Source organism: Paraburkholderia sp. RL17-383-BIF-A, assembly GCF_046028015.1.
GTDB lineage: Bacteria > Pseudomonadota > Gammaproteobacteria > Burkholderiales > Burkholderiaceae > Paraburkholderia.
This window is the reverse complement of sequence record NZ_JARESR010000001.1, coordinates 159,672-181,700: the sequence shown is the minus strand read 5'-3', so window position 1 is coordinate 181,700 and position 22,029 is coordinate 159,672. Positions and strand designations below refer to the sequence as shown.

The window sequence follows — 22,029 nt, the reverse complement described above, 5'->3', positions numbered from 1 at the left end:
ATAGGGTGTCGTTCAATCACCGGGCGCACGAGCGCACGGCCTCAGGGCGTCCAGCGATACACCACGATACTGGAACCGTTGTAGTTGTCCTTCGTGATCACGTACTCGCCCGTGGCTCTGAGATACGCGCGCAGGCCGTACATCGAATCGACGTCGTTGCCGACATCCACGGTTGCGGGACTCGAATTGACCAGCGTGGTGACGAGTTGGCCGGTAGTGAGATTGAAGGCGTCGATGTTGGGCACCGTATGCACGTAGCCGACGAACAGATAATTGCCCGCCGCCGTGATCGACTTGGGATTGGCGCTGGTCAGATTGATCACCGGATCGGGCCGCGTGGTGTTGCCCGCGCTCCAGCCGTGATACACCTCGATCCTCGATTGCATGGCCGTCCAGTCCCAGCTTCCGGCTATACCTTGCGCAAGGATCATGGTGTCGCTCTCCGCGAGGTAGATGATGCGCGTGAGCGGCCGGATGCTCTGCGGAATCGAGATCGTGACCGCCGGACCCCACGAAGGTTTTCCGTTACCGTCGAAACCGCTCAGCGGATAGTGATAAATGTGATTCGTGCGGTCGAGACCGGCCCACACGTCGCCCCTGCTGTCGATGCAAAACCCGCCCGTGACCTGACGGTCCGTATTGAACGCCGTGCCCGGAATCGACACGTCCGGTATCGCGATATAGCCGCTCGCCGGGTTGAAATGGAAAAAGTTGAAGATGCCGGGGTTCTGTCCGGACGCCACCAGAATCCGGTTGCCGCCGACCGTGACCAGTTGGCCGAAGTGTTGGCCGCGCTGCGTGTCGTTCATGTTCAGGCGCGGGTCGGACGGATACATGAACGGATCGACCGTGTTCGCGACGAACGTGCCGCCCGCCGTGCCCGTGTAAATGTGCATGCCGCTGTAGAAGTAGGCGCCGTCCGTCGACGGATCGGGCGCCGCGATCGACTCGAAGTTGAGGGACTGCAGCTTCCATTCGAGATTGCCGGCGGTGTCGTATGCGTGCAGGTCGGTGGCGCCGTTGCGCCCGAGGTCCCAGCCGCCGCCCCACGGGTTGTTCAGCACATAGAGGTTGCCGGCGGCGTCCCTGCCAATGCCGACCACGCGTGTGAAGCGCTTGTCGCCCACCTGACCTTTGATACCGCTGGTGGTGTCGAGATAACCGCCCTGAATGCCGAACGTGCCGGCGAGCGTCGGCGTGCCCGCGATGGTGTAGCGCTTGATGTTCATGTCCGGCCCCTGGTCGCCGACCATGAGTTGCCCGGACGCCGCATCGAAATAGAGCGCGGACGGCCGCGACGCAGCGGGCATCTGAATCGTGTTCAGCAACGCGCCGGCCGGACTGAATTGGACGATCGCGCCCGCGCTCTGCTGCGCGACCCAGAGATTGCCGGCGCTATCCAGCGCCAATGCGCCGGGACTCGCTATCTTGATGTCCTGCTGCCAGACGCCGTCGGTCGTGAAGACCCGCACGCGATTGCCGAAGAAGTCGCTCGCATACAGCAGCGAGCCCGCCGTCGCGAGGCCGGTGATGACATCCGCATGCGGTATGCCGGTCCACACGCTGACGGGAATGACGAGGTCGCGCGTTTGCGTGGCCCGGTTGTAGCGTCCCACCGATCCGCTGCCGAACGACCTGTTGTACTGCAATGCTGCGAAGATCGACGTGGCATTGCCGGTAATGGCGCTGCCCTGAAAGTCGGCATGCGTTCCGATCGAGCCGATGCTCTGAGCGTTGCGGTAGATCGCGACGCCGCCCGCGTTTTCGTCCCACAGTGAAGCCGTGTAGATCACGCCTTCAGGCGCGACCCACATCGAGCGTGCTGTGTTGCCCACGTGCGCGGCGAGCGTGCCGAATGTGTTCGCCAACCAGTCGGTGGTGTACTGCGCCCGACATGTCTGCGCAAACATCGCGATTACCGCGCATAGGAAGGCAGCACGGATTCGGTGCTTGACCATATGTGATGCTCTCCGGAAAAACATTCGAGGACAATCTACCTCGACAGATATGACAGAAGCTAATTGATGTGAAGATATATACCTGAGGTGACGGGACAATCCATGCAACGCGGATATAAATAAAGAAAAGAAATTCGCGGAGGATTTTTTTCGTCGTCGGGACACGGCTTGACAACGTGAAGAGTGTGAGCAGCATCATCACGGTGATCGTTCTGCCGATGCGCGCCGCGAGCAAGATACCCCTCTTTTCCGCACTTTACCGAGCACCGGACTCAGGCGCACAATCTCTGCGGATATTGCGGTCCGCCTTCGTTTCCGGTATGCAGAATGCTTGCGCCGGTGCGATATCTGGCGGCAAGCTCACGTACGGTCGCACTACGCGTCCTCTATTCGGAACATGCAATGGGTCATAAATCGTCAAGCAGACTCGAAGACCTGGTGGCAGGCGGCAGCCGTCATCATCAGATTTTTCCAAGGCTCGATGAAGGTCAGTTTGCGGTGCTGGAGCGCTATGGTGAACGGCGCCGCCTGAAAGCGGGCGACATGCTGTTCTCGGAAGGCGACCGGCACATCCCCATGTTCACCATCGTCTCCGGAACGATCGAAGTCACGCGCGGCGCCGGAGAAAAGCGCCATGTTCTTGGCGAGCACGGCCCCGGCAGCTTCACCGGCGAAGTGGGCACGCTCGCGGGCCGCGGCGCGGTCTCGACCGCACGCGCCACCAGCGATTGCGAGGTGATCGTGATCGACGAGGAATCACTGCGCGCGCTCGTCGTCGCGGAGGCGCAACTGAGCGAAACGATCATGCGCGCCTATATCCTGCGGCGTGTCGCGTTCATTCAGGATCAGCATGGGGGGCTTCTGGTCATCGGCAGCTCGGCGTCGTGGGGCACGCTCGCTCTGCGGCATTTCTTGAGCCGCAACGCTCAGCCTTTCGCCTACTTCGATATCGTCGAACACGAAGAAGCCGGCGCGCTGCTCGAACGCTATGACGCGACCGAAGCCGACATACCGGTGATCATCACGCAGCAAGGCGCCGTGCTCAAGCAGCCGACCAACCGCGCAGTGGCCGACGCGATCGGCCTGAGTCCCGACCGGCTGAACGGCGAGCGGTTCGACGTGGTCGTGGTCGGCGCGGGGCCGGCCGGTCTCGCGGCTGCGGTCTACGCGGCCTCCGAAGGATTGAGGGTGGCGGTGCTCGACACGAAGGCGCCGGGCGGCCAGGCCGGCACCAGCTCGAAGATTGAAAATTACTTCGGATTCCCGACCGGCATTTCGGGCCAGGCCCTGGCCGGCCGTGGCCTGTCTCAATGCCGGAAATTCGGCGCCGAAGTTGGCGTGCCGATCGAGGCGCTCGGCATTGAATGCGAAGGCGCGCCGCCCTTTCACCTGCGCCTCAATTACGACGAGCACGTGTATGCCAGCGCGGTCGTCATCGCAACCGGCGCACGCTATCGGAAACCGCTGCTGCCGCGCCTCGAACAATTCGAAGGCCGCGGAATTTACTACAGCGCGACGTTCATGGAAGCCGCGTTCTGCAATAACGAAGAACTGGTTATCGTCGGCGGCGGCAATTCAGCCGGCCAGGCCGCCGTGTTTCTTTCGGGATTCGCGCGACACGTTCATATCGCGATTCGCGGCGACGGACTCCAGGCGAGCATGTCGAACTATCTGATCAGACGGATCGAAGCGACCGCCAACATCACCGTTCATTCGCGCACGCAGATTGTCGAACTGAACGGCGCAGCTCAGCTCGAGTCTATCAAATGGGACACTCAGGGATACCTCGAGGAAAAACCGATCCGTCACGTGTTCCTGTTTCTCGGTGCGCAACCCAGTACCGCCTGGCTCGGCGATTGCGTCGCGCTCGACAAACACGGCTTTGTGCTGACGGGCCCCGATGCGCTCCACCAGTGGCCTTCCGAGCGTCCTCCGCATTATCTGGAGACGAGCCGGCCCGGCATCTTCGCGGTGGGCGACGTTCGCAGCGGCTCGGTCAAGCGTGTGGCGGCCGCGGTTGGGGAAGGCGCTGCGGCGATCCAGTCGCTGCATCAATATCTGGCGCTCGATCGCTGAGGGCGGGCTGACGACGCGGCGACGCTCGAACGAGAACCTGTCTAGCGCACGTTCCGCAACGTCAAACGCGCTTCCAGACCACCGCCGGGCCGATTGTGCAGCGTGAGCGTCGCATCCATCGCCATGGCAAGTTGCCGTGCGATGGCAAGGCCCAGGCCCGTGCCGCCCGTGTCGCGATTACGCGAGGCTTCGAGCCGATAGAACGGCTCGAACACCGCCTCCAGCGACTCCGCCGGTATGCCGGGGCCACGGTCGAGCACGGTAATCAGCGTCTGCCCGCCGGGCAAGGTGCTCGCGGTGATCTCGGCCGTGCCGCCGAATTTCAGCGCGTTGTCCACCAGGTTGCCGAGTATGCGGCGCAATGCCTGCGGACGCGTCATCAGCGAAACGCCTAGCCGTCCCTCCAGGCTGACCGCCTGGCCGGCGTCCACGTAGTCGCAAACGAGGCTGTCGAGAAGCGCGTCGGGATCGACGCGGCATGGCACTTCAGTCGCGCCGTGTAGCGTGCGCGCGTAGGTCACGCCTTCCTTCACCAGGCTTTCCATCTCATGCAGATCCTGGCGCAGCTTCGCGCCCTGGTCGTCGTCGTCCATGACATCGACGCGCAAGCGCATCCGCGTGATCGGCGTTTGCAGGTCGTGCGAAATGGCCGCCAGAATCTGCATGCGTTCGGTCATGTAGGTAGCGATGCGGTCCTGCATCGCGTTGAATGCGCGCGCGGCGCGCGACACTTCCGACGGTCCGTCCTCCGGCAGGCGCGCCGCCTTCAGGTCGGGGCCGAGCGCATCCGCGGCAACCGCCAACTGATGCAACGGGCGCGTCGCGAGCCGCACCGCCAGCCAGCAGCACGCAACCAGCACCGCGAGCTGCAGCGCGAGCACAAGCAGCAGCCAGCGCGACAGCGGCGCGCCCGACATGGGGCGCATATCGATCGTTAGCGGCGAGCCGTCGCTCAGTCGCAGATGAACCTGCAGGCGCTCGTTGTCACTGGGCACTGCATTCACGGTCAGCGGATAGCGGGTGCCGATGCCGTCCGCGATGGATTGCGCCACGCGTGCGGACAGACGCGCATCGACCGGACCGCCGGCCACGCCCGGCCCGAGGATGAACTCGTAGCTGCGGCGCGCGAGCCGCGGCAGCCACTGCGCGCGCTCATTGGGCGGCAAATGATCGAGCAGCGCCACCGAACTGCTCACTTCGCGCTCGATGTAGCCCATCATCACGTTGGTCATGGTCTGATCGCGTTCGGTCAGCGTGAGCCAGAACGACAGCGTCTGCGCGAGCGCGAGGCCGACGAAAAGAATCAGCGCGAGCCGCGCGAACAGCGTGCGCGGCCAGCGCAACCATGACCAACGGCTCATTGGGGGTCCTCGAGTGCAGTCACCGCAGCGGAAAACACATAGCCCTCGCTGCGCAGCGTCTTGATGTAACGCGGCTCGCGCGCGACGTCGCGCAGGCGCTGGCGCAAACGGCTCACCATCAGATCGATCGAACGGTCGAACTGATCGGCCTGGCGTCCTTGCGTGAGATTGAGCAGTTGATCGCGCGTCAGCACGCGTTGCGGATGATCGAGAAACACGCGCAGCAAGCGGTATTCGGCGCCGCTCAACGCCACCATGGTGCCTTCGGCGTCGAGCAGATGGCGCGCGGTGGTGTCGAGCCGCCAGTCGCCGAAGGCTAGCATCGGCGCGGATTCCGTCACCTGCATGCCGGGCGGCAGCATGCGCGCGCGGCGCAGCACGGCGCGAATGCGGGCGAGCAGCTCACGCACGGCGAACGGCTTGGGCAGATAGTCGTCGGCGCCCATCTCCAGACCCACAATGCGATCGGCTTCCTCGTTTCGGGCGGTCAGCATCAACACCGGCACCGCACGGAACTTGCCCGCCCGCAGCTCGCGGCACAGCACCAGACCGTCCTCGCCGGGCAACATCAGATCGAGCACGATCAGATCCGGCGCGCCCTGCTCCAGCACCGCGCGCATCTGGCGTCCGTTCGCCGCGAGCGAGACGCGCATGCCGTTCTTCTCGAGGTAGCCGGCGAGCAGTTCGCGGATGCCGCGGTCGTCGTCGACGATCAGCACGTGGTCGATCGTTTCCATCAATGGATCATCTCCGTTGGCGTTTTACCTGCGTCCGGCTCGCACCCACCAGCGAACAGTGCACCGGATGCGCCAGTTCCGCGGCAAGACCGCCGGATACGAATACGAGGATGGCGAGCAGGCGTCTCATGCGTCCTCCAGCACGGACAGGCTGGCGCCGTCGGCAACCGCTGCTTCCAGACTATACGGATCGACGCCTTCCAGGCAACCGATGTTGACGCGCCACTGCAGCGGGTCTTTGCGCGTCTGATGAAACGGATAAATACCGCAGTGCTTGCAGAAAAAATGCCGCGCCACCCGCGTGTTGAATTGATAGAGCGTCAGCGCGTCTTCGCCGCTCAGAATCTTCAACTGGCTCGCCGGAAACAGCGGCGTCATCAATGCGCCCTTGCGGCGGCAGAGGCTGCAGTTGCAGCGCCCGGCGGGGACGATCGGGGTTCGCACTTCGAATCTGACGGCCCCGCAGTGGCAGGACCCATGCAGCAAGTCGGCGCTCATGATGCTCTCCGTGATTGGCAATGCCTGCTTTATAGCCTGGCGCGCACGGCGATTTGTGTCGCAGTGTATCTGGACGGCGGCCGGATACACAACATTGCACTCGCGCGGATTGGACGACACAAGCCAGATACCTGCGCACGCTCCAATACGGTCATTCGCGGCTGAAGCGCGAATTGCCGTTCCTTGCCTCTTCCTGAAAGGACTCTGACATGCTCTGCCGACCCAAGATCAAAACCCTCGCCGCCGTCACGGTGATTGCCGCCGCAACCGCGGCCAGCATTGCCCTCGCCGCGGACCCGTTCGAAAACCATGCGCCCGCGCCCGAATTCACCGGTATTTCGAATTGGCTCAACAGCGGTCCGCTGACGCTGCAGCAACTGCGCGGCAAGGTGGTGCTGGTCGACTTCTGGACCTATACCTGCGTCAACTGCGTGAATACGCTGCCCTATGTGAAGAGCTGGCATCAGAAGTACAAAGACCAGGGGCTGACGGTCATCGGCGTGCATACGCCCGAGTATCCGTTCGAGCGCGACACCGAAAACGTCATGTCGGCGCTCAAGCGCTTCGGCATTACTTATCCGGTCGCCCAGGACAATCGTTACGCGACCTGGAACGCCTACGAGAACCAGTATTGGCCGGCCTTCTATCTGATCGACAAAAAAGGGCAGATCGTCTACACCCATTTCGGCGAAGGCGCCTATGCGCAGACTGAAGCGAAGATTCAGGCATTGCTCGCGCAAAAGGAATAGCCACGATTTCATGTCGAAATGTATCCGCGAATTAGGGCGATACACAAGCTTGCAATTCGCGGCTTTCCCGACACATGCCAGATACGCCCGCACGGTTCAATACATCAACGCCGCTTCACAGAAGCGATCGCAATCCGGCAAGTACTGACCTCTGCCCTTGCTTCTGACCTGCGGGCGTCTCTTATCCAACCGTTCAAGGAGAACGATATGAAAGTTTCTATGATCGCTTTTACTCTGGCTGCCAGTGTGCTCGGAAGTCTTGCTCACGCCGCGGAGCTGCCGGCTCCCGCTGACAATGTGAATGCTTCGCAGATCGCGCCGGCCCAGCAGCCGCAATGGTCCGCAAACGCAACCGCCAGCGCGCAGAAAACGCGGGCACAGGTTCGCCAGGAACTCGTGCAGGCGGAGAACGACGGTCAGCTTGCCAACCTGAATCGCACACTCTATGCGGGCGGTTAGGCAGGTGCCTCGAATGGACGTCACCAGCTATTCTGAAAGCGCGCCTCGTGACGCACGTGCCGTGTGGTACGCGCGTGCGCTAAACGTGCTGGCCGCAGGTTGAGCATCGCTCGACGAATCCGTTATTCTCTCCGTGGCGGCAAGCCCCGCCGATTCGAAATGGATACCCATGGGCCCGTTTCAAGGAGATCGTCATGTGTGGTGTGCTTCGCAAGCTCCGTTATGCCGTGGCCGGTTCGGTCCTCGCTGCGCTTGCCCTATTCGCCTCGTCGCTCGCCAACGGCTGCACGCGCGCGCTCTACGTGGGTGACGACGGCACGGTGATAACCGGGCGCTCGATGGATTGGTCCGAAGACATGCGCTCGAACCTCTGGGTTTTTCCCGCCGGGATCGAGCGCGACGGCGCAGCGGGTCCGCGCACGCCGCACTGGACGTCGAAATACGGCAGCGTGGTCGTATCCGGCTATGAAATCGGCAGTGTCGACGGCATGAACGAACGCGGCCTCGTGACTAACGTGCTCTATTTGACCGAAACCGATTATGGCAAACCTGACGCGTCGCGCCCGCCCATGTCGATCAGTCTCTGGGCGCAGTATGCACTCGATAATTTCGCCACGGTGGCCGAGGCAGTCGATGCGCTCGGCCGCGAACCGTTTCAGATCATTGCGCCGCCCTTGCCCAACGGCAAACCGTTGACGTTGCACCTCGCACTCTCGGATTCGCAGGGCGATTCGGCGATTCTCGAATATCTCGACGGCAAGCTCGTGATCCATCACGGCAAGGCATTCAAGATCATGACCAATTCGCCTATCTATAGCGAACAGCTCGCCCTCGACACCTATTGGCGCGGCGTTGGCGGCCTCACCTTCCTGCCGGGCACGAATCGCGCGGCGGATCGCTTCGTGCGCGCATCGTTTCTGATGGATGCCATTCCGAAGCACCTCGATCCCAACTATATTGCCGGCGTGCCTCAACAATCGTATGCGTTTCAGGCTGCGGCCGGCGTGATGAGTGTGATGCGCGCCGTGAGTGTGCCGCTGGGAATTACTACGCCGGGTCAGCCGAATATTTCATCGACGATCTGGCGCACTGTGTCCGACCAGAAGAATCTCGTGTATTACTTCGATTCGTCGACGCGACCCGATACCTTCTGGGTGCCGCTTAACAAGTTGAATCTGAAACCCGGCGCGCCCGTGATGAAGCTGACCATCGACGGCGGCCAGGTGATGTCGGGCGACGTATCGGGTTCGTTCGTGCCGACGCCTTCGTTCAAGTTCATGCCCGCGAAGGCGCCGTGACTAGCGCGAATGGAAAAGCCCCTCAGTACTCGACGAGAATGGTCACGCGCCGGTTCGCGGCGCGTGCGGCCGCGTCGTCGCCGATAATCAGGGGGAAATTGTCGGCGCGGCCAATAGCGGCCATTCTGTGCGCTTCGATGCCTCTGTCCGCGAAGAAACGCACCACCGCGCCTGCCCGCGCGGAAGACAGCTCCCAATTGGATTCGTACTTCGCCGTCGAGATAGGCACACTGTCCGTATGCCCTTCCACCAGAATGTTGTTCTTCGACCGGTCACGCAACACCTGGGCAATCTGGTTCAACACGTCGAATGACTCGGGCAATAGGCGCGCGTCGCCCGAGTTGAAGAGAATCTTTGCGTTGATGGCAATCTCAACGCCTTGAGCGGCATTTGAAATCGTAATCTGACGGTTGTCCTGAAGCGGCTCCAGTAGAGCGAGCAAGCGCTTCTTCGAGACATCCGGCGCAGGTGCCGCGGCCTGGGAAGGCTGGATGTTGCCGGCGGCCGGCACCTCTGCCACTGCGTGGTGCTCCAGCGCCTTGATTTCCAGCTCCCGCGTTTTTGCCAGCTGAAGCACGTAGAGCGCAAGGAACAACACCATGAGGGTGGTGATGAGGTCGGCGTAGGAAATCAGCCAGCGCCCGGACTGCTCCTCGCCTTCGTCGGCGGCGTCATAGCCGGTTTTGTCCGCAGCGAGGCGCTTGTTACCCGAGGAGATGTTCATAACCGAAAAGTCTGCGTTTCAAATGACGTGTGATTCGCGCCGCGCCGCTCGCCGGCAGCGAGCATCCAGCAGCCGGCGCGGTCCGAACCGGTTAGCCCAGCAACTCGGCCGATCTTTCCCGCACGTCGCCCGCAAGCCGCGTTTCGATTGTGTGAGGCGACTCCTTGCGCGAGATCGCGAGCAAGCCGTCGAGATATAGACGCCTGAAGCGCAATTCGCTATCCACCTGCGCCCTGATCTTCCCGTACAACGGCAGAAAGACCAGATTCGCCAAAGCCAGGCCGTATAGCGTCGCGACGAAAGCCATCGCGATACCTTGCCCGAGTTGCGCGGGTTCGAGCATATGGCCGGTCACCTGAATCAGACCGAGTACGGCGCCCAGAATGCCGAACGTCGGCGCGTAGCCGCCCGCCTGTTGCCAGATCCGCGCAGCCGCCATGTGATTGCGTTCATAAGCAACCAGTTCCCGTTGCAGGGCGTCTTCGAGCACCGCTGTCGATACGCCGTTTGCCAGTAACTCCAAGCCTCGTTGCGCGAACGGATTGATGCCGCCCGCCCCGATCGATTCGAACACCAGCATGCCGTTGAGCTTGGCCTGATCGCCCCACTCCAGCAGGACGGCCAGACTCTCGCGATCGACCTGTCTTGCCTTCACGAAAGCAAGGCGCAGCTGCTTCATGCCGTCGTAAAACCGCGCCCACGTGTTCTGAATCATCACCGCGCCGAACGTGCCACCAAGGACGATGACAAACGCTTCCAACTGGAACAGCGAGGTAAAGTGGCCACCCTCGAGCGAGAAGCCCGCGACGATCGCCGTCACGCCGACCAGGGCGCCAAATAGCGTCAAAAGATCCATACGTCCTCTCGAATGGCCACCCGAGCCATCAAACCCTTCAGTAAACAATGCCTGTCGCCGGTGTGCCGCGCGTCAGACATCCAGATTGGAAAGCGGCGCACCAGTGGCGACCGGCGATTTGATCGCTCGCACGGTGTCGAGGAAACGATCTTCGATTTCCGCAATTTCCAGCGGATCGATCTTGATCTCCCGACGCATGACCCACGAGACCTCTTTCTTTCTCGCTTCGGTCATCACCGAGAGCAGGCGCTCCGCGACAGGCTGGCCCGTCAACGCGGAAAGCAGTTTCGCGAGGTCATAGGTATCGAACGCGCTCACCGCCTCGAACAACGTCCGCTGATCGACAAACTCCAGATCGTCGAGTGACTTCAGGTCGCTCAGAGCGCGCGTATTGCGGCGCGAAAAATAGCTGATGCCCTTTTCCTCGACGTAGTTCAAGACCTTGGACTTGCGAAACGCGAAGATGTCTTCGGCGATTTCCGCGTTCGACAGTTTGTTGAGAATCACCTTCTTCTCGACGCCGATCAAGGCCTCCAGGTCGTCCAGTTCGATCAGCTCCAACTCGCTGCTAATGGAAAGATCGAGATCGTGGTCCGCTACCTGCTGCGCACGCTCGACGATTCGCGCCGGATCGAACGTGACCAGTTGCCGGCTCGTCGCGCCGTCCTGCGCCGAATAGCGCGCCGACGTGTTGCTCACGCGATCGGACCGGCCGGGTTCGAGCGAAACGAGATTGAGTTTCTCCATCCGTTTGAGCATGGCCATGACATGCGGACGCGAATGGCCGGCAATCGCATGACACTTCTTGATCACTTCGGGCAACGGCACCGAAAATTCCTCGCCTTGCGCGCGGCGCAGGCGGCCGTCGAAACGGTCGGCGTTTTCGCTTCCCGCCATCAAGGAGAGAACGTGCGCGTAAGAGACCACGCCAGGCAGGAAGTCGGCATGCGTATTCGTGGCGAGAACATCGTCCTTCTTCTTGACCCGCCGGATCAGCGTGCGGACGATATGGCGAAGCAACGGCGACACGCGCGCGAGTTCCTCCTCCACTACGTCCGCCGCAACGACGGTCAATTGACAGAAGCTCAGTGCTTTAGCGGTGTGCGCTCGTGGCTCGGGCGGCAACAAGGCCGCCTCGCCGAAAAACTCGCCTTTACCCAGCGTGGCGAGAATCACTTTCTTCTCGTCGCACTGAGTGGAGATTTCGACTTTGCCATCTGCAATGACGTAGACGACAGCGTCGCCCGCGAAGCCTTCGGAATAGATGACTTCGCCCGGAGCCGCTGTACGCGACCATGGCGATCGTTGGTGATTCAAGATTCATTCCCCCGAAGAGCTAATTCCTCGGTCAGCGCGCGCCCTGCCGAGGGCGTGCACGTGGCCGATGGTCCAGATTATTTGACTGGATATCGACATGCAAAACGCAAAGCTTTAATAAACGTAATCGTCAGACCTTATTGCGCAAACGTTTGGCAGCCTTTCTGGACAAGGCTTTGCGCGATGTAGGCTTTTTTCCGGGGATGGCTGCGCCGCACACTCCAAGGCATGCCTGGCGGCGAAAAAGCGCTGGACTTGCTATGTGTCGACGTTCAGGCAAATGTAAGAATCACACTTGATGCATAAACGCGAAAAAAATTTGGAATAAGAGGAAACCCGATGTGTTTGCCCTTACGTAGACAGCAACGAACACTGCTACGCGACTCACGAAACAACCACGTAAGCGGTGCTCCAGTTGCAAGTAGGACATGTTGGTAGTCAGGCAAAGACGTAGCTTCACTCGAACCGAAAGGTATTTCCAATTTCACTCTATTTAGGCATCCAAAATGAAAGGCAAACTCGCAATGATTCTCTCGCTGATCGTCCTCGCTTCGGCAGGTGTCGTGACTCAGGCCTCGGCGAAAGAGCACGTTCACACTAGCACGCAGCAGTGTGTCGGTCCCGCAAGTTTCTGCACCCCGTACTTCGGCAGCTAAGTACCCACTATTTTCCGGCAATCGTTGCCGTCAATTCATCACCGTCAAAAAGGAATCTTTATCATGAAAAAAGCTCTTGTTTGTCTCGCTCTCGCCGCCGGCGCATTGACCGCTCCCGTTCTGAGCTTCGCGCAATCGAATGCGCCCGTCACGCGCGCCGAAGTGCGTGCCGACCTGGTGCGTCTCGAACAGGCTGGCTACAACCCGTCGGTCGCGAACGACGCTGAATATCCTGCCTCGATCCAGGCAGCCGAAGCAAAGGTCGCGGCGCAAGACGCTTCCCGGACCACCCAACCGTCGTACGGTGGCGTTGCTCAGAATGGCACCGCTTCGTCAGGCATGCGCAAAGCTATGTCGACCGATTCGAGCTGCGTCGGTCCGGTCAGTTTCTGCAATGTTTTCTTCGGAAGCTGAATGACGCGCATCGGGAATCCTGCTGAACTTCACCTACACACAGGATTCCTGCTTTTTATCTTGTCATGGATGCGCTGCTTCTCATCGACGGCAATGCGAATGCAATTGCCCGGTGGTGAAGGACAGGCTGGCACGGCGGACCCACGCCGCAGGCAACCTTTCCTGCACCACCTGTTACCGCTTCATCCCTTCGTGGCGCCGAACGTCAAGCCGGCCACGAAATGCTTCTGCATTGCAAAGAACATTGCCACAGAAGGCAACGCCGCGAGAATCGATCCCGCCGAAACAAGATTCCATGCCGTGGTCCACTGCCCTTTCAATGCGGCCACGCCCACGGTGATCGGCGCGGCGTCGTCGCCTTGCGTCAGACACAGTGCCCAGAAGTAGTCGTTCCAGACGAACGTGAACACGAGAATGGCCAGTGCCGCGAGCGCCGGTCGGATCAAAGGCAGCACGATCTTGAAGAACACGGTCCACTCATTCGCGCCTTCGATGCGCGCCGCCTCGACCAGTTCGAACGGCAACTGCTTGATGAAGTTGCGCAGAAACAGCGCGCAAAATCCAGTCTGAAACGACACGTGAAACAGAATCAGTACGCTGACTGTATTGAACAGGCCGAGTTGCAAGGACAAATCCCGCACCGGAATCATCAGCACCTGCACCGGCACGAAATTCCCCGCCACGAACGTGGCGAACAAGGTCGAATTGCCGCGGAACCGGTAGATCGCCAGCGCGAATCCGGCCATCGCGGCAAGTGCAATCGACCCAACCACGGCGGGCACCGTAATCAGCACACTGTTCCAGAAGTAGTGCAACATCGGCGACGTGGTCAGCGCCTCGCGGTAGTTATCGAACATCGCGAAGTGCTTCGGCCATCCCCAGTAGTTGCCCTCGCTCAGTTCCTCCGAGGAGCGCACCGATGTGACCAGCACCGCGATCATCGGCAGCAGCCAGATCAGCAGAGCGACAGGCAACGTCAGTTTGTACATGCGGCGAGTGGCCGGCTTCCATTTGTCGATGGGAATCGGAAACATGGTCGGCTCCTTATTGCTCGGCGCGCAGCATCCGCCGCAAGTGATAAACGATGTACACCAGCATGATGGCGAACAGCACGACCGCCACCGCCGCCGAATAGCCGATGCGGTAGTACTTGATCGCCTGGTCGTACATGTAATACGCCAGCACGGTCGAACTTTCGAATGGGCCGCCGCCCGTCATCACCGAGATCAGATCGAAACTACGCAGTGCGCCGATGATGGTCACGACGATCGCCATGAAGGTGGTCGGCCGCAGTTGCGGCAGGATCACGTGCCACAGCATCGACCAGCCGCGTGCCCCTTCCATGCGCGCGGCTTCGATCTGTTCGGCGTTCAGCGAAGTCAGGCCGGTGAGATAAAGAATCATGCAATAGGCGGTTTGCGGCCACAGTGCCGCGAACACGATCCCGAAAGTCGCGTAACGCGGGTCGCCGAGCACGGGCACGCCATGGCCGAGAATCACCGCGAGCAGGCCGAAGGTCGGATCGTAAAACCACGAGAAGATCAAACCGACCACCACGCCCGACAGCACGAACGGCGCGAAGAAAAGCGACTTCACGATACGGATGCCGGCGACCGCCTGATTCAGGTACAACGCAACGGCCAGTCCCATCGGCGGGGCGAGCAGGAACAGCAGCAGCCAGATGACGTTGTTCTTGAGCGCCGTGTAAAAGGTCTGCGCATGGAATAACTCCACGTAGTTCGCGAGGCCGACGAACGACGGCTCGCTCATCCCATCCCAGTTGAAAAAGCTCAGGCGGATGGTCGACAGGATCGGCCACACCACGTAGATGGCCACCATCACGCAAGCCGGCGCGAGGAACAGAAAGGCGGCACGCCGCTGCCGACGCGCGGTGGGCGACGGACGGCGCCGCCGCGCGGTGGCGGCTTTGCCGCGCAACGCGCCGCCCGGCGTGGGCAAACCCGGACCGCCGGGTTCAGCGGGACCGCCGACAGTGTGGCGGGTAACGGAATGCGACACGATCATTCTCCATCCAACATTCTTGTCGACCAGAGTTAGCGCTTTACTCTGGTCCCATGCAAAGCTGTCGACCAGATGCAACGAAAGGCGGCCTCGCGGCCGCCACCGCTCACTTCTTGTAGATCCGCTTGCGCGTCTGCTCAAGTTGCGCAAGCACGTCGTCGATCTTCGCAGGATCGGAAATGAACTGCTGCATCCCCTTCATCCCCTCGTCGGCCATTTCCTTGGTCATGTCGCGATCATAAAACTGCGCAATGCCGCCCTTGGTGTTCGCAAGAATCTGGAAGCCGATCTTCGAGATCGGATCTTCCGGCTCCGGCGACTTGCTGTTCGCCGACAGCGAACCGAGCCCGGTTGCCAGCTTCGCGCCGATTTCCGGTGTCTCGACGAACGCAAGGAAGGTGTGGGCGTCGGCCTTGTTCTTCGCCTTCGACGGAATATGCAGCGACTCGACCGGACCGTCTTCGGCGGTCGGCACCTTCGCGTCGATGATCGGGAACTGGAAGTAGCCCATCTCCGGTTTCACGTTAGGCGGGAAACCCGCAGTGATGAACGTGCCCATCAGCATCATCGCGGCCTTGCCCTGGAACAGGAACGGCTGCACCGAATCGAGATCGTAGGAGAGCGCGTTGTCGATGAAGTAGCCCGCGTCGATCAGTTGCTTCCAGGTCGTGTAGACCTTCTTCACGCGCGGATCGGTGTAGGGGATTTCGCCCGCCATCAACTTCTGATGAAACGCATTGCCGTTCAAACGCAGGTCGAGATAGTCGAACCAGCCGGCCAGCGTCCATGAGTCGCGGCCCGCCACGGCGATCGGCGTGATGCCGGCGGCCTTCAGCTTCTTGCAGTCTTCGAGAAACTGATCCCAGGTTTTCGGCTCGCCGCTAATACCGGCCTTTTGAAAGAGATCCTTGCGATAGAACATGCCCCACGAGTAGTACACGGTCGGCGCGGCGTACTGCTTGCCTTTATACGACGACGCTTCCTTGGTCGACGCATACATGTCGTTCCAGCCGTTCTTCGCCCAGTCACCGCTCAGATCTTCGAACAGGCCGCGCTGCGCGTAATAGGCCATACGTTCGCCGTCATGCCAGTTGACGATATCGGGCGCGACGGTCGTGAGCCAGCCGGGCAATTGCACCTTGTACGCCTCTTCATCGACGAAGGACACCTTCACGTCGATACCGGGATGCGCTTTCTTGAACTCGTCGATAACCGACTGCCACACCGCGCGCTGGCTCGCGCCCTTGAACGCGATGTTGGCGGTGAGCGTGCCCGCCTGTGCGCTAGTGACGACGGACGTCCCCGCAGCCGCAGCGGCCAGCGCGAGTGCCAACAGAATCTTGCGTGGTTTCAGTTTCATGCTGCCTGTCTCCTTTATTCCTTGATTTTGCGTCGTTGTCGGTACTGCATGGAATTTCGTAGGCCACTGCCTCAGTGCAGTCGGATCGTCATTGCGTTCGATAGACTGCCACACCCTGCGGTTCGATCGTGTGCGAACCGATCACGAACGCGTCTCCGGCCACGCCGTCGAGCGTATGCGGTTCGTCGCCGTAATTGAACACGTAAGTCAGCGCGCCGCGGCGGCTCACCCGCACGCTGTCGCCGAGCGGCGTCGTTGCAAGGCCCGCCTCCCGCGCGATCCTATCGAACAGGCGCACCGTGAGCGAATCATCGAACAGACTCGCGAGGTAGTGAAACGCGCCGCTTCGCACATAGGCGGGGTGGCCGTCCGCGAAACGCGCGCGCACGTCGAGCGAATCCGCTGCGTCGCTGTCGATGAAATCGCGCCAGTGGCGTGCGAAACCGTCGTCTCCATTCGTACCCGCGTTATCGGCGAGTCGCACCGTTTCCGTCACGTTCGGCCGCATCGATTCGACGCGCCATACGCGCAGCGGCAGCACCGAAGCCAGCGCGCCGGGCGGCAGGTTCGCGGGAATCTGCAGGTCGCCCGTCTTCGACCCGGTGCGCGGACCGAGCACGACCTGAGCGCCGGAGCTTGCCAGACGCTGCGCGAAATCGGCCGGCACCACCGGCAGCGGCGGCACGACGATCAGGCTGTAGCCATCCAGCGGGGCGTCGGCCGGCACGATATCCACGTCGAGCCCGAGCGCACGCAGCGCCGAGTAATACTCGAAGGCGAAGCGCGGATAGTGAAAGTCCGCACCCTGCGGATGAATCTCGAACAGCCACTTCGCTTCATAGTCGTATACGAGCGCGACTTTCGAGCGGATTGCGGCGTTGGCGTCGGCATTCGCGCCGAGCACCGCGTGAATCTCGCCGGCGACCTGCGCCGCCTCGTTGCCGCCCACGTCGAGCCGGTTATCGGGCGTGTTCAGTCCTGCATGCATCTGCTCCTGCGCGAACGGCGCCTGACGCCAACGGAAGTACGACACGCAGCCCGCGCCGTGCGCGAACGCCTCCCAACTCCAGAGCCGCACCATGCCCGGCAGCGGCGCCGGATTCCACAGCGCCCAGTTGACCGGACCCGGCTGCTGCTCCATCACCCAGAACGGCAGCTTCGACATGCCACGATAGACGTCGTGATTGAACGACGCGAAGTCGGGATGCCCACTGCGCAACCAGCGCGCCTTCACCTCCGGCGCGAACCATTGCTCTTCGAGCGCGCCGAGCGGATAGCTGTCCCACGTCGCGATGTCGAGATCCGCGGCGACCTTATAGTGATCGAACTCGGTGAAGAGCTGCATGAAGTTGTGCGCGACCGGACGCCCCGGCGAATGCGCGCGGATGATCTCGACCTGCATGCGGTTGTAGCGCGCCACCTCGTCGGAGGCGAAACGCCGGTAATCGAGGCGATGCGAAGGATGCGCTTCCGTCACGGTCGCCACCGGCGCGTCGATCTCGTCGAAGCTGCGGTACTCCATGCTCCAGAACACCGTGCCCCACGCACGGTTCAATGCGTCGACAGTTTGATAGCGGGCTTTGAGCCACTCGCGAAAGCGCCCCACGGCGGCCGGCGAATAACTGACCACCGTGTGATGGCAGCCGAATTCATTGTCGGTCTGCCAGTAGGCGACAGCCGGATGCTTGCCGTAGCGCTCGGCCACTGCCGTGCAAATCCGCTGCGAGGCGGCGAAATACGACGGCGACGAGAAGTCGTAATGGCGTCGCGAGCCGAACGCACGCGGGCGGCCGTCCGCGCCGATCGGCAGAATGTCGGGATGGCGGTCGATCAACCACTTGGGCGGTGTCGCCGTCGGCGTGCACATCACCACCTGCAGGCCGGCCGCGCCGAGCACGTCGATCGAACGGTCGAGCCAGCCCCAATCGTATTCGCCGGGCGTAGGCTCGATCCGGCTCCAGGCAAACTCGGCGATCCGCACCTGTTCGATGCCGAGGGCTTTCATCCGGCGGGCGTCGTCTTCCCACATCGACTCCGGCCAGTGTTCCGGGTAATAACAGACTCCAAGGCGCATGCGAATGTCCTTTATGCGTAGTGTTCGACGGATTCGAGCGAAGCGGCGGCAAAGCCGTCTTCGGTAAACAAATGGCAAGCGGGGCGAGGCACGCGCAGGTTGGCGCGCTCGCCGGGCGCGAGGCGCGTATCGCCGGGCGCTTTGGCGATCAGCGCGGCGCCGCCGGGCTGATCGAGGTGGACATAGCTGTGTTCGCCGAGCTGTTCGACGAGCGAGACCGTGCGAGTCAGCACGGCGTCGTCCGGCGAAACGGACGAGGCGTCGACAAACTCCAGGTGCTCAGGACGCACGCCGAGCGTGACGGCTTGCGAGACTTGCAAGCCAGTGCCATTCACCGGCACGCGCACGCTTTCACCCGTGTGATCGAGCGTGACGCTCACGCCTTGCGCATCGATCGCGGCCACCTTGCCCGGCAGAAAATTCATGCGCGGCGAGCCGATGAAACCCGCGACGAAACGGCTCTTCGGACGGTGATACAACTCCAGCGGCGCGCCGACCTGCGCGATGCTGCCGTAGCGCTCGGTATCCTTGCCGGCATGCAGCAGCACGATCTTGTCGGCGAGCGTCATCGCTTCGATCTGGTCGTGCGTCACGTAGACCACGCTGGCCTTGGCGAACTGTTTATGCAACCGCGCGATCTCGATGCGGGTCTGTCCGCGCAACGTGGCATCGAGATTGGAGAGCGGTTCGTCGAACAGGAACACACCTGGCTCGCGCACGATCGCACGGCCAATCGCCACACGCTGGCGCTGACCGCCGGACAACGCCTTCGGCTTACGCTCGAGCAACGCCTCCAGTTGCAGGATGCGCGCGGCTTCCCGCACCTTGCGGTCAATCTCGTCCTTGGGGGTTTTGGATAACTTGAGGCCGAACGCCATGTTCTCGAACACGGTCATGTGCGGAAACAGCGCGTAACTCTGAAACACCATCGCCACGCCGCGTTGCGCGGCCGGCACGTCGTTCACGAGTCGGCCGCCAATCGAGAGGTCGCCGTCGGTGAGATCCTCGAGGCCCGCGATCATGCGCAGCAAGGTGGATTTGCCGCAGCCGGAAGGGCCGAGAAACACGCAAAACTCGTTCTCGCCAATCTCGAGATCGACGTCGCGGATTACCGGCGCGCCGTCGCCATACGCCTTCTGCACGCCTCTTAACGAAATACTCGCCATTGCATCGACTCCGTGGTTTAATCGGCTCGAAGTCGGAGATTAAGCGCTTAATCAGCTTGGCCAAAAAAAGCGATCGCTGGCGATCGTTGGGCCTTGCCTGTCTCCGATATCGTTTTGTCTGTGCGAGAGATGGTGCCGCGCCTTTGGCCGCGATGCAAATGTCGGGCATCCATCCCAAATATTGAAAGCCCCATGCCCACACTCAGCGAAGTCGCCCGCCATGCCGGCGTCACACCTGCCACGGTATCGAACGTGCTGCGCAATCGCGGCCGGGTTGGCGCGACCACCCGGCAACGCGTACTCGACGCGGTCGACGCGCTCGGCTACCGCCCGCATCTCGCCGCGCGCGCACTCGCCGAAGGTCGCGCGCCGACGCTCGCGCTGATGGTGTCGAGCATCGCCAACCCGTTCTATCCGGAGTTCGCGCTCGCCGTCGAACGCGCGGCGCGCACGAGCGGCCACTTCGTGATCATCTGCAATACGAACGAAGATCCGCTGACCGGCCGCGCATATCTCGACCAGATCGCCGGCACGCTCTCAGAGGGCGTGCTCGTAACGAATGCGAACCTCGACTTTGCCGATCTTCATACGACCGAATCACGCGGCACACCCGTGGTTCTGTGCATGTGGGAGCGGCCTGACGAGCCGCCGGGTTTGCCGTGTGTCGCGGTCGATTTCCGGCGCGCGGGCGAACTGGCCGGTACGCATTTGCTGGAGCTTGGTCATCGGCGAATTGGCGCGATTGTCGGCAGTAAGGCCTCGGGCATTCACGCGGCGCGTTACGAAGGTTTCGTCGACGCGATGCGCGCGGGTGGCGCGCCGAAAAGCCGCGTGAAACACGCGGCCGATACGATCCAGGGCGGCTATGCCGCAGCACGCGCACTGCTCGAAAGCGATCCGAAGCTCACCGCGATCTTCGTGACCAACGACCTGCCCGCGCTCGGCGCGATGCACGCCGCCGCCGACCTCGGCCTGAACGTGCCGGCGGACCTTTCCGTGATCGGCATTACCGACATCCAGCTCGCGCGCGAGTCGCGCCCCGCGCTGACGACGGTTGCCGTGCCGACGGCCGAAGTCGCCGAACTTGCGGTCTCGCTGTTGCGCGAACTGATCGAGTCGTCGTATGGACAGGCGGGACGCGACGCCACCAGCGTGCCGATGCGGATTTCCTCGCCGCCCGAACTCGTTGTGCGCGCATCCACCGGCGTGCCGCGTTCGCGGTGATGTGGCCGTAACAGCATCTCGGACGTTACGTAGCGAAACCTCCCTACGCGCACCACCGGCGCCCCGACGCGGCACCCGCGAACGTCCGCAAACGCCCACGGCAAGCGCTTCGACACCATGCGCGCCGCGTTGCGCCCACTCTTCCATGCAGTTGGCACGGTCCCTGCAAACAAGCAGGCAAAGGCCGAGCGCCGCCGCGACCGAGAGGCCGCCCGCGCTCCCCAACTGGCCAGGCCAAGGCCATCACACGCATGGAAATTCCAAATGATTGCCGATCTCTTGCAGGACGCTGAAGTCGCGGACCACGCCCACGACATCGACTCGAATTTCGCGCAGCGCCACCCCTTGCAAATCGCCGTTTGTCTGCGCAACCTCGCGGCCGGACAGGACTTCGTCACGGTCGAATTCGGCGGCCGGCAAATCGTCACGCAAATCCTCGACGTCGACTCGCGCAATGCGCGTTTTGTTTTCGATACCGGCAGCGTGGCCGACGACAACACTGCGCTGCCCGCCGCACGGCAACTGACGTTCCGCAGCCTGCCCGGCGGCATTCGCACCGAGTTCACCACCGTCGACGCCACGCCTGTCGTATTCGACGGACTGCCGGCGTTCGAAGCGCCATTCCCGTCGTCGCTCTACTACGTTCAACGCCGCGAATTCTTCCGCGTGCAAACGCCCGTGCTCGACCCGTACATCGCAAGCGGCCGGTATGCGGACGGTGATTCGTTCCGGCTGGAATTGCAGGACCTGTCGCTAGGCGGCATCGCATTAAAGACGGCTGATGAACGCTTCGGTTCGCTCGAAAGCGGCACGGTTCTGCGCGACGTCGCGTTGCAACTCGGCAGCTTCGGCACGCTGCGACTCGATCTGGAAATCGTCGCGCCGCGCCAGGTGAGCACGGCGAAGGGCGACCGGCGCTTTGTGATCGGCTGCAAGTTCGTCGCGACGCCGGGGCCGGCCGAGCGGACCTTGCAACGCGTCGTCACGCAACTGGAAACCAGGCGGCAAACGCTCGCGCCGCGTCGATAAGCGCATGCGCCGCGGACCTCGCGTTGGAGGCGATCATTCAATCGCCGCCAC

The 22,029-nt window shown here is 62.0% G+C and carries 21 protein-coding genes; 8 read left to right on the top strand and 13 right to left on the bottom strand.

Annotated elements, in window-relative coordinates; translation table 11 throughout:
* Positions 1-41 precede the first annotated feature (41 nt).
* Entirely contained in the window at positions 42-1,958 is a 1,917-nt protein-coding gene (locus P0D71_RS00975) for an SMP-30/gluconolactonase/LRE family protein (RefSeq protein WP_408478863.1), read from the bottom strand.
* A gap of 402 nt (positions 1,959-2,360) precedes the next feature.
* Between P0D71_RS00975 and P0D71_RS00970 the strand changes: the two genes are divergently transcribed.
* On the top strand, positions 2,361-4,034 hold the full coding sequence (locus tag P0D71_RS00970) for an FAD-dependent oxidoreductase (protein WP_408182727.1): 1,674 nt from the start codon (positions 2,361-2,363) through the stop codon (positions 4,032-4,034).
* A gap of 41 nt (positions 4,035-4,075) precedes the next feature.
* On the opposite strand, the gene P0D71_RS00965 is transcribed toward P0D71_RS00970, so the two are convergent.
* The 4 genes from P0D71_RS00965 to P0D71_RS00950 are packed head-to-tail and all read right to left on the bottom strand — an operon-like array spanning position 4,076 to position 6,630.
* Positions 4,076-5,395 carry a sensor histidine kinase gene (locus tag P0D71_RS00965; RefSeq protein WP_408478862.1) on the bottom strand — a complete coding sequence of 440 codons (1,320 nt, stop codon included), beginning with the start codon at positions 5,393-5,395 and terminating at the stop codon, positions 4,076-4,078.
* The gene (locus tag P0D71_RS00960; protein ID WP_091807411.1) at positions 5,392-6,132 is read right to left on the bottom strand and encodes a response regulator; all 741 of its coding nucleotides are present in this window, start codon (positions 6,130-6,132) and stop codon (positions 5,392-5,394) included. The genes P0D71_RS00965 and P0D71_RS00960 overlap by 4 nt, the downstream gene beginning before the upstream one ends.
* 7 nt (positions 6,133-6,139) lie before the next feature.
* Positions 6,140-6,262 (bottom strand): hypothetical protein, encoded by a 123-nt coding sequence (locus P0D71_RS00955; protein WP_408478860.1) that lies wholly within the window; start codon positions 6,260-6,262, stop codon positions 6,140-6,142.
* Positions 6,259-6,630, bottom strand: coding sequence for a GFA family protein (locus tag P0D71_RS00950; protein WP_091807408.1), 372 nt, complete (start codon positions 6,628-6,630; stop codon positions 6,259-6,261). Before P0D71_RS00950 ends, P0D71_RS00955 begins: the two co-directional genes overlap by 4 nt.
* Positions 6,631-6,839: 209 nt before the next feature.
* Between P0D71_RS00950 and P0D71_RS00945 the strand changes: the two genes are divergently transcribed.
* The 3 genes from P0D71_RS00945 (at position 6,840) to P0D71_RS00935 (ending at position 9,136) form a co-directional block, all read left to right on the top strand.
* Positions 6,840-7,379, top strand: coding sequence for a thioredoxin family protein (locus tag P0D71_RS00945; RefSeq protein WP_408478858.1), 540 nt, complete (start codon positions 6,840-6,842; stop codon positions 7,377-7,379).
* 207 nt (positions 7,380-7,586) lie between these two features.
* A complete protein-coding gene (locus tag P0D71_RS00940) occupies positions 7,587-7,838 on the top strand; it encodes a DUF4148 domain-containing protein (protein ID WP_408478856.1) in 252 nt (83 codons plus the stop codon).
* Positions 7,839-8,032: 194 nt separating this feature from the next.
* Positions 8,033-9,136, top strand: coding sequence for a linear amide C-N hydrolase (locus P0D71_RS00935; protein ID WP_408342605.1), 1,104 nt, complete (start codon positions 8,033-8,035; stop codon positions 9,134-9,136).
* A 22-nt stretch (positions 9,137-9,158) separates the two neighbouring features.
* On the opposite strand, the gene P0D71_RS00930 is transcribed toward P0D71_RS00935, so the two are convergent.
* The 3 genes from P0D71_RS00930 to P0D71_RS00920 form a co-directional block, all read right to left on the bottom strand.
* Complete coding sequence (locus P0D71_RS00930) at positions 9,159-9,860, bottom strand: OmpA family protein (protein WP_408478854.1); 702 nt, start codon at positions 9,858-9,860, stop codon at positions 9,159-9,161.
* 91 nt (positions 9,861-9,951) lie between these two features.
* Positions 9,952-10,716, bottom strand: a complete 765-nt coding sequence (locus tag P0D71_RS00925) for a flagellar motor protein (protein WP_091807398.1) — start codon at positions 10,714-10,716, stop codon at positions 9,952-9,954.
* A gap of 72 nt (positions 10,717-10,788) precedes the next feature.
* Positions 10,789-12,033, bottom strand: a complete 1,245-nt coding sequence (locus P0D71_RS00920) for a Crp/Fnr family transcriptional regulator (protein ID WP_408478852.1) — start codon at positions 12,031-12,033, stop codon at positions 10,789-10,791.
* A 506-nt stretch (positions 12,034-12,539) separates the two neighbouring features.
* Between P0D71_RS00920 and P0D71_RS00915 the strand changes: the two genes are divergently transcribed.
* Together P0D71_RS00915 and P0D71_RS00910 are read left to right on the top strand one after the other, a co-directional pair.
* Positions 12,540-12,689: a hypothetical protein gene (locus tag P0D71_RS00915; protein ID WP_408182741.1), complete on the top strand. Its 150-nt coding sequence runs from the start codon at positions 12,540-12,542 to the stop codon at positions 12,687-12,689.
* 63 nt (positions 12,690-12,752) lie between these two features.
* Positions 12,753-13,103, top strand: a complete 351-nt coding sequence (locus tag P0D71_RS00910) for a DUF4148 domain-containing protein (protein ID WP_408478850.1) — start codon at positions 12,753-12,755, stop codon at positions 13,101-13,103.
* A gap of 182 nt (positions 13,104-13,285) precedes the next feature.
* On the opposite strand, the gene P0D71_RS00905 is transcribed toward P0D71_RS00910, so the two are convergent.
* The 5 genes from P0D71_RS00905 to P0D71_RS00885 form a co-directional block, all read right to left on the bottom strand.
* Positions 13,286-14,137, bottom strand: a complete 852-nt coding sequence (locus P0D71_RS00905) for a carbohydrate ABC transporter permease (RefSeq protein WP_408478848.1) — start codon at positions 14,135-14,137, stop codon at positions 13,286-13,288.
* A gap of 10 nt (positions 14,138-14,147) precedes the next feature.
* A complete protein-coding gene (locus P0D71_RS00900) occupies positions 14,148-15,128 on the bottom strand; it encodes a carbohydrate ABC transporter permease (protein WP_091807389.1) in 981 nt (326 codons plus the stop codon).
* Between the two features lie 103 nt (positions 15,129-15,231).
* The gene (locus P0D71_RS00895; RefSeq protein WP_408182746.1) at positions 15,232-16,485 is read right to left on the bottom strand and encodes an ABC transporter substrate-binding protein; all 1,254 of its coding nucleotides are present in this window, start codon (positions 16,483-16,485) and stop codon (positions 15,232-15,234) included.
* A gap of 88 nt (positions 16,486-16,573) precedes the next feature.
* Complete coding sequence (locus P0D71_RS00890; RefSeq protein WP_091807383.1) at positions 16,574-18,559, bottom strand: beta-galactosidase; 1,986 nt, start codon at positions 18,557-18,559, stop codon at positions 16,574-16,576.
* An 11-nt stretch (positions 18,560-18,570) separates the two neighbouring features.
* The gene (locus tag P0D71_RS00885) at positions 18,571-19,725 is read right to left on the bottom strand and encodes an ABC transporter ATP-binding protein (RefSeq protein WP_091807380.1); all 1,155 of its coding nucleotides are present in this window, start codon (positions 19,723-19,725) and stop codon (positions 18,571-18,573) included.
* 192 nt (positions 19,726-19,917) lie between these two features.
* Here P0D71_RS00885 and P0D71_RS00880 point away from each other — a divergent pair, with 192 nt between their 5' ends.
* A complete protein-coding gene (locus P0D71_RS00880) occupies positions 19,918-20,949 on the top strand; it encodes a LacI family DNA-binding transcriptional regulator (protein ID WP_408182749.1) in 1,032 nt (343 codons plus the stop codon).
* A gap of 264 nt (positions 20,950-21,213) precedes the next feature.
* Entirely contained in the window at positions 21,214-21,978 is a 765-nt protein-coding gene (locus tag P0D71_RS00875; RefSeq protein ID WP_408182751.1) for a flagellar brake protein, read from the top strand.
* Positions 21,979-22,029: the final 51 nt, after the last annotated feature.

Excerpts from the sequence above, each read along its gene's own strand:
- P0D71_RS00880 (WP_408182749.1), top strand. The coding sequence starts at position 19,918 with ATGCCCACACTCAGCGAAGTCGCCCGCCATGCCGGCGTCACACCTGCC.
- P0D71_RS00895 (WP_408182746.1), bottom strand. The coding sequence starts at position 16,485 with ATGAAACTGAAACCACGCAAGATTCTGTTGGCACTCGCGCTGGCCGCT.
- P0D71_RS00925 (WP_091807398.1), bottom strand. The coding sequence starts at position 10,716 with ATGGATCTTTTGACGCTATTTGGCGCCCTGGTCGGCGTGACGGCGATC.
- P0D71_RS00945 (WP_408478858.1), top strand. The coding sequence starts at position 6,840 with ATGCTCTGCCGACCCAAGATCAAAACCCTCGCCGCCGTCACGGTGATT.
- P0D71_RS00955 (WP_408478860.1), bottom strand. The coding sequence starts at position 6,262 with ATGAGACGCCTGCTCGCCATCCTCGTATTCGTATCCGGCGGTCTTGCC.
- P0D71_RS00915 (WP_408182741.1), top strand. The coding sequence starts at position 12,540 with ATGAAAGGCAAACTCGCAATGATTCTCTCGCTGATCGTCCTCGCTTCG.
- P0D71_RS00930 (WP_408478854.1), bottom strand. The coding sequence starts at position 9,860 with ATGAACATCTCCTCGGGTAACAAGCGCCTCGCTGCGGACAAAACCGGC.
- P0D71_RS00960 (WP_091807411.1), bottom strand. The coding sequence starts at position 6,132 with ATGGAAACGATCGACCACGTGCTGATCGTCGACGACGACCGCGGCATC.
- P0D71_RS00935 (WP_408342605.1), top strand. The coding sequence starts at position 8,033 with ATGTGTGGTGTGCTTCGCAAGCTCCGTTATGCCGTGGCCGGTTCGGTC.
- P0D71_RS00950 (WP_091807408.1), bottom strand. The coding sequence starts at position 6,630 with ATGAGCGCCGACTTGCTGCATGGGTCCTGCCACTGCGGGGCCGTCAGA.
- P0D71_RS00910 (WP_408478850.1), top strand. The coding sequence starts at position 12,753 with ATGAAAAAAGCTCTTGTTTGTCTCGCTCTCGCCGCCGGCGCATTGACC.
- P0D71_RS00885 (WP_091807380.1), bottom strand. The coding sequence starts at position 19,725 with ATGGCGAGTATTTCGTTAAGAGGCGTGCAGAAGGCGTATGGCGACGGC.
- P0D71_RS00875 (WP_408182751.1), top strand. The coding sequence starts at position 21,214 with ATGATTGCCGATCTCTTGCAGGACGCTGAAGTCGCGGACCACGCCCAC.
- P0D71_RS00970 (WP_408182727.1), top strand. The coding sequence starts at position 2,361 with ATGGGTCATAAATCGTCAAGCAGACTCGAAGACCTGGTGGCAGGCGGC.
- P0D71_RS00940 (WP_408478856.1), top strand. The coding sequence starts at position 7,587 with ATGAAAGTTTCTATGATCGCTTTTACTCTGGCTGCCAGTGTGCTCGGA.
- P0D71_RS00965 (WP_408478862.1), bottom strand. The coding sequence starts at position 5,395 with ATGAGCCGTTGGTCATGGTTGCGCTGGCCGCGCACGCTGTTCGCGCGG.
- P0D71_RS00890 (WP_091807383.1), bottom strand. The coding sequence starts at position 18,559 with ATGCGCCTTGGAGTCTGTTATTACCCGGAACACTGGCCGGAGTCGATG.
- P0D71_RS00900 (WP_091807389.1), bottom strand. The coding sequence starts at position 15,128 with ATGATCGTGTCGCATTCCGTTACCCGCCACACTGTCGGCGGTCCCGCT.
- P0D71_RS00905 (WP_408478848.1), bottom strand. The coding sequence starts at position 14,137 with ATGTTTCCGATTCCCATCGACAAATGGAAGCCGGCCACTCGCCGCATG.
- P0D71_RS00975 (WP_408478863.1), bottom strand. The coding sequence starts at position 1,958 with ATGGTCAAGCACCGAATCCGTGCTGCCTTCCTATGCGCGGTAATCGCG.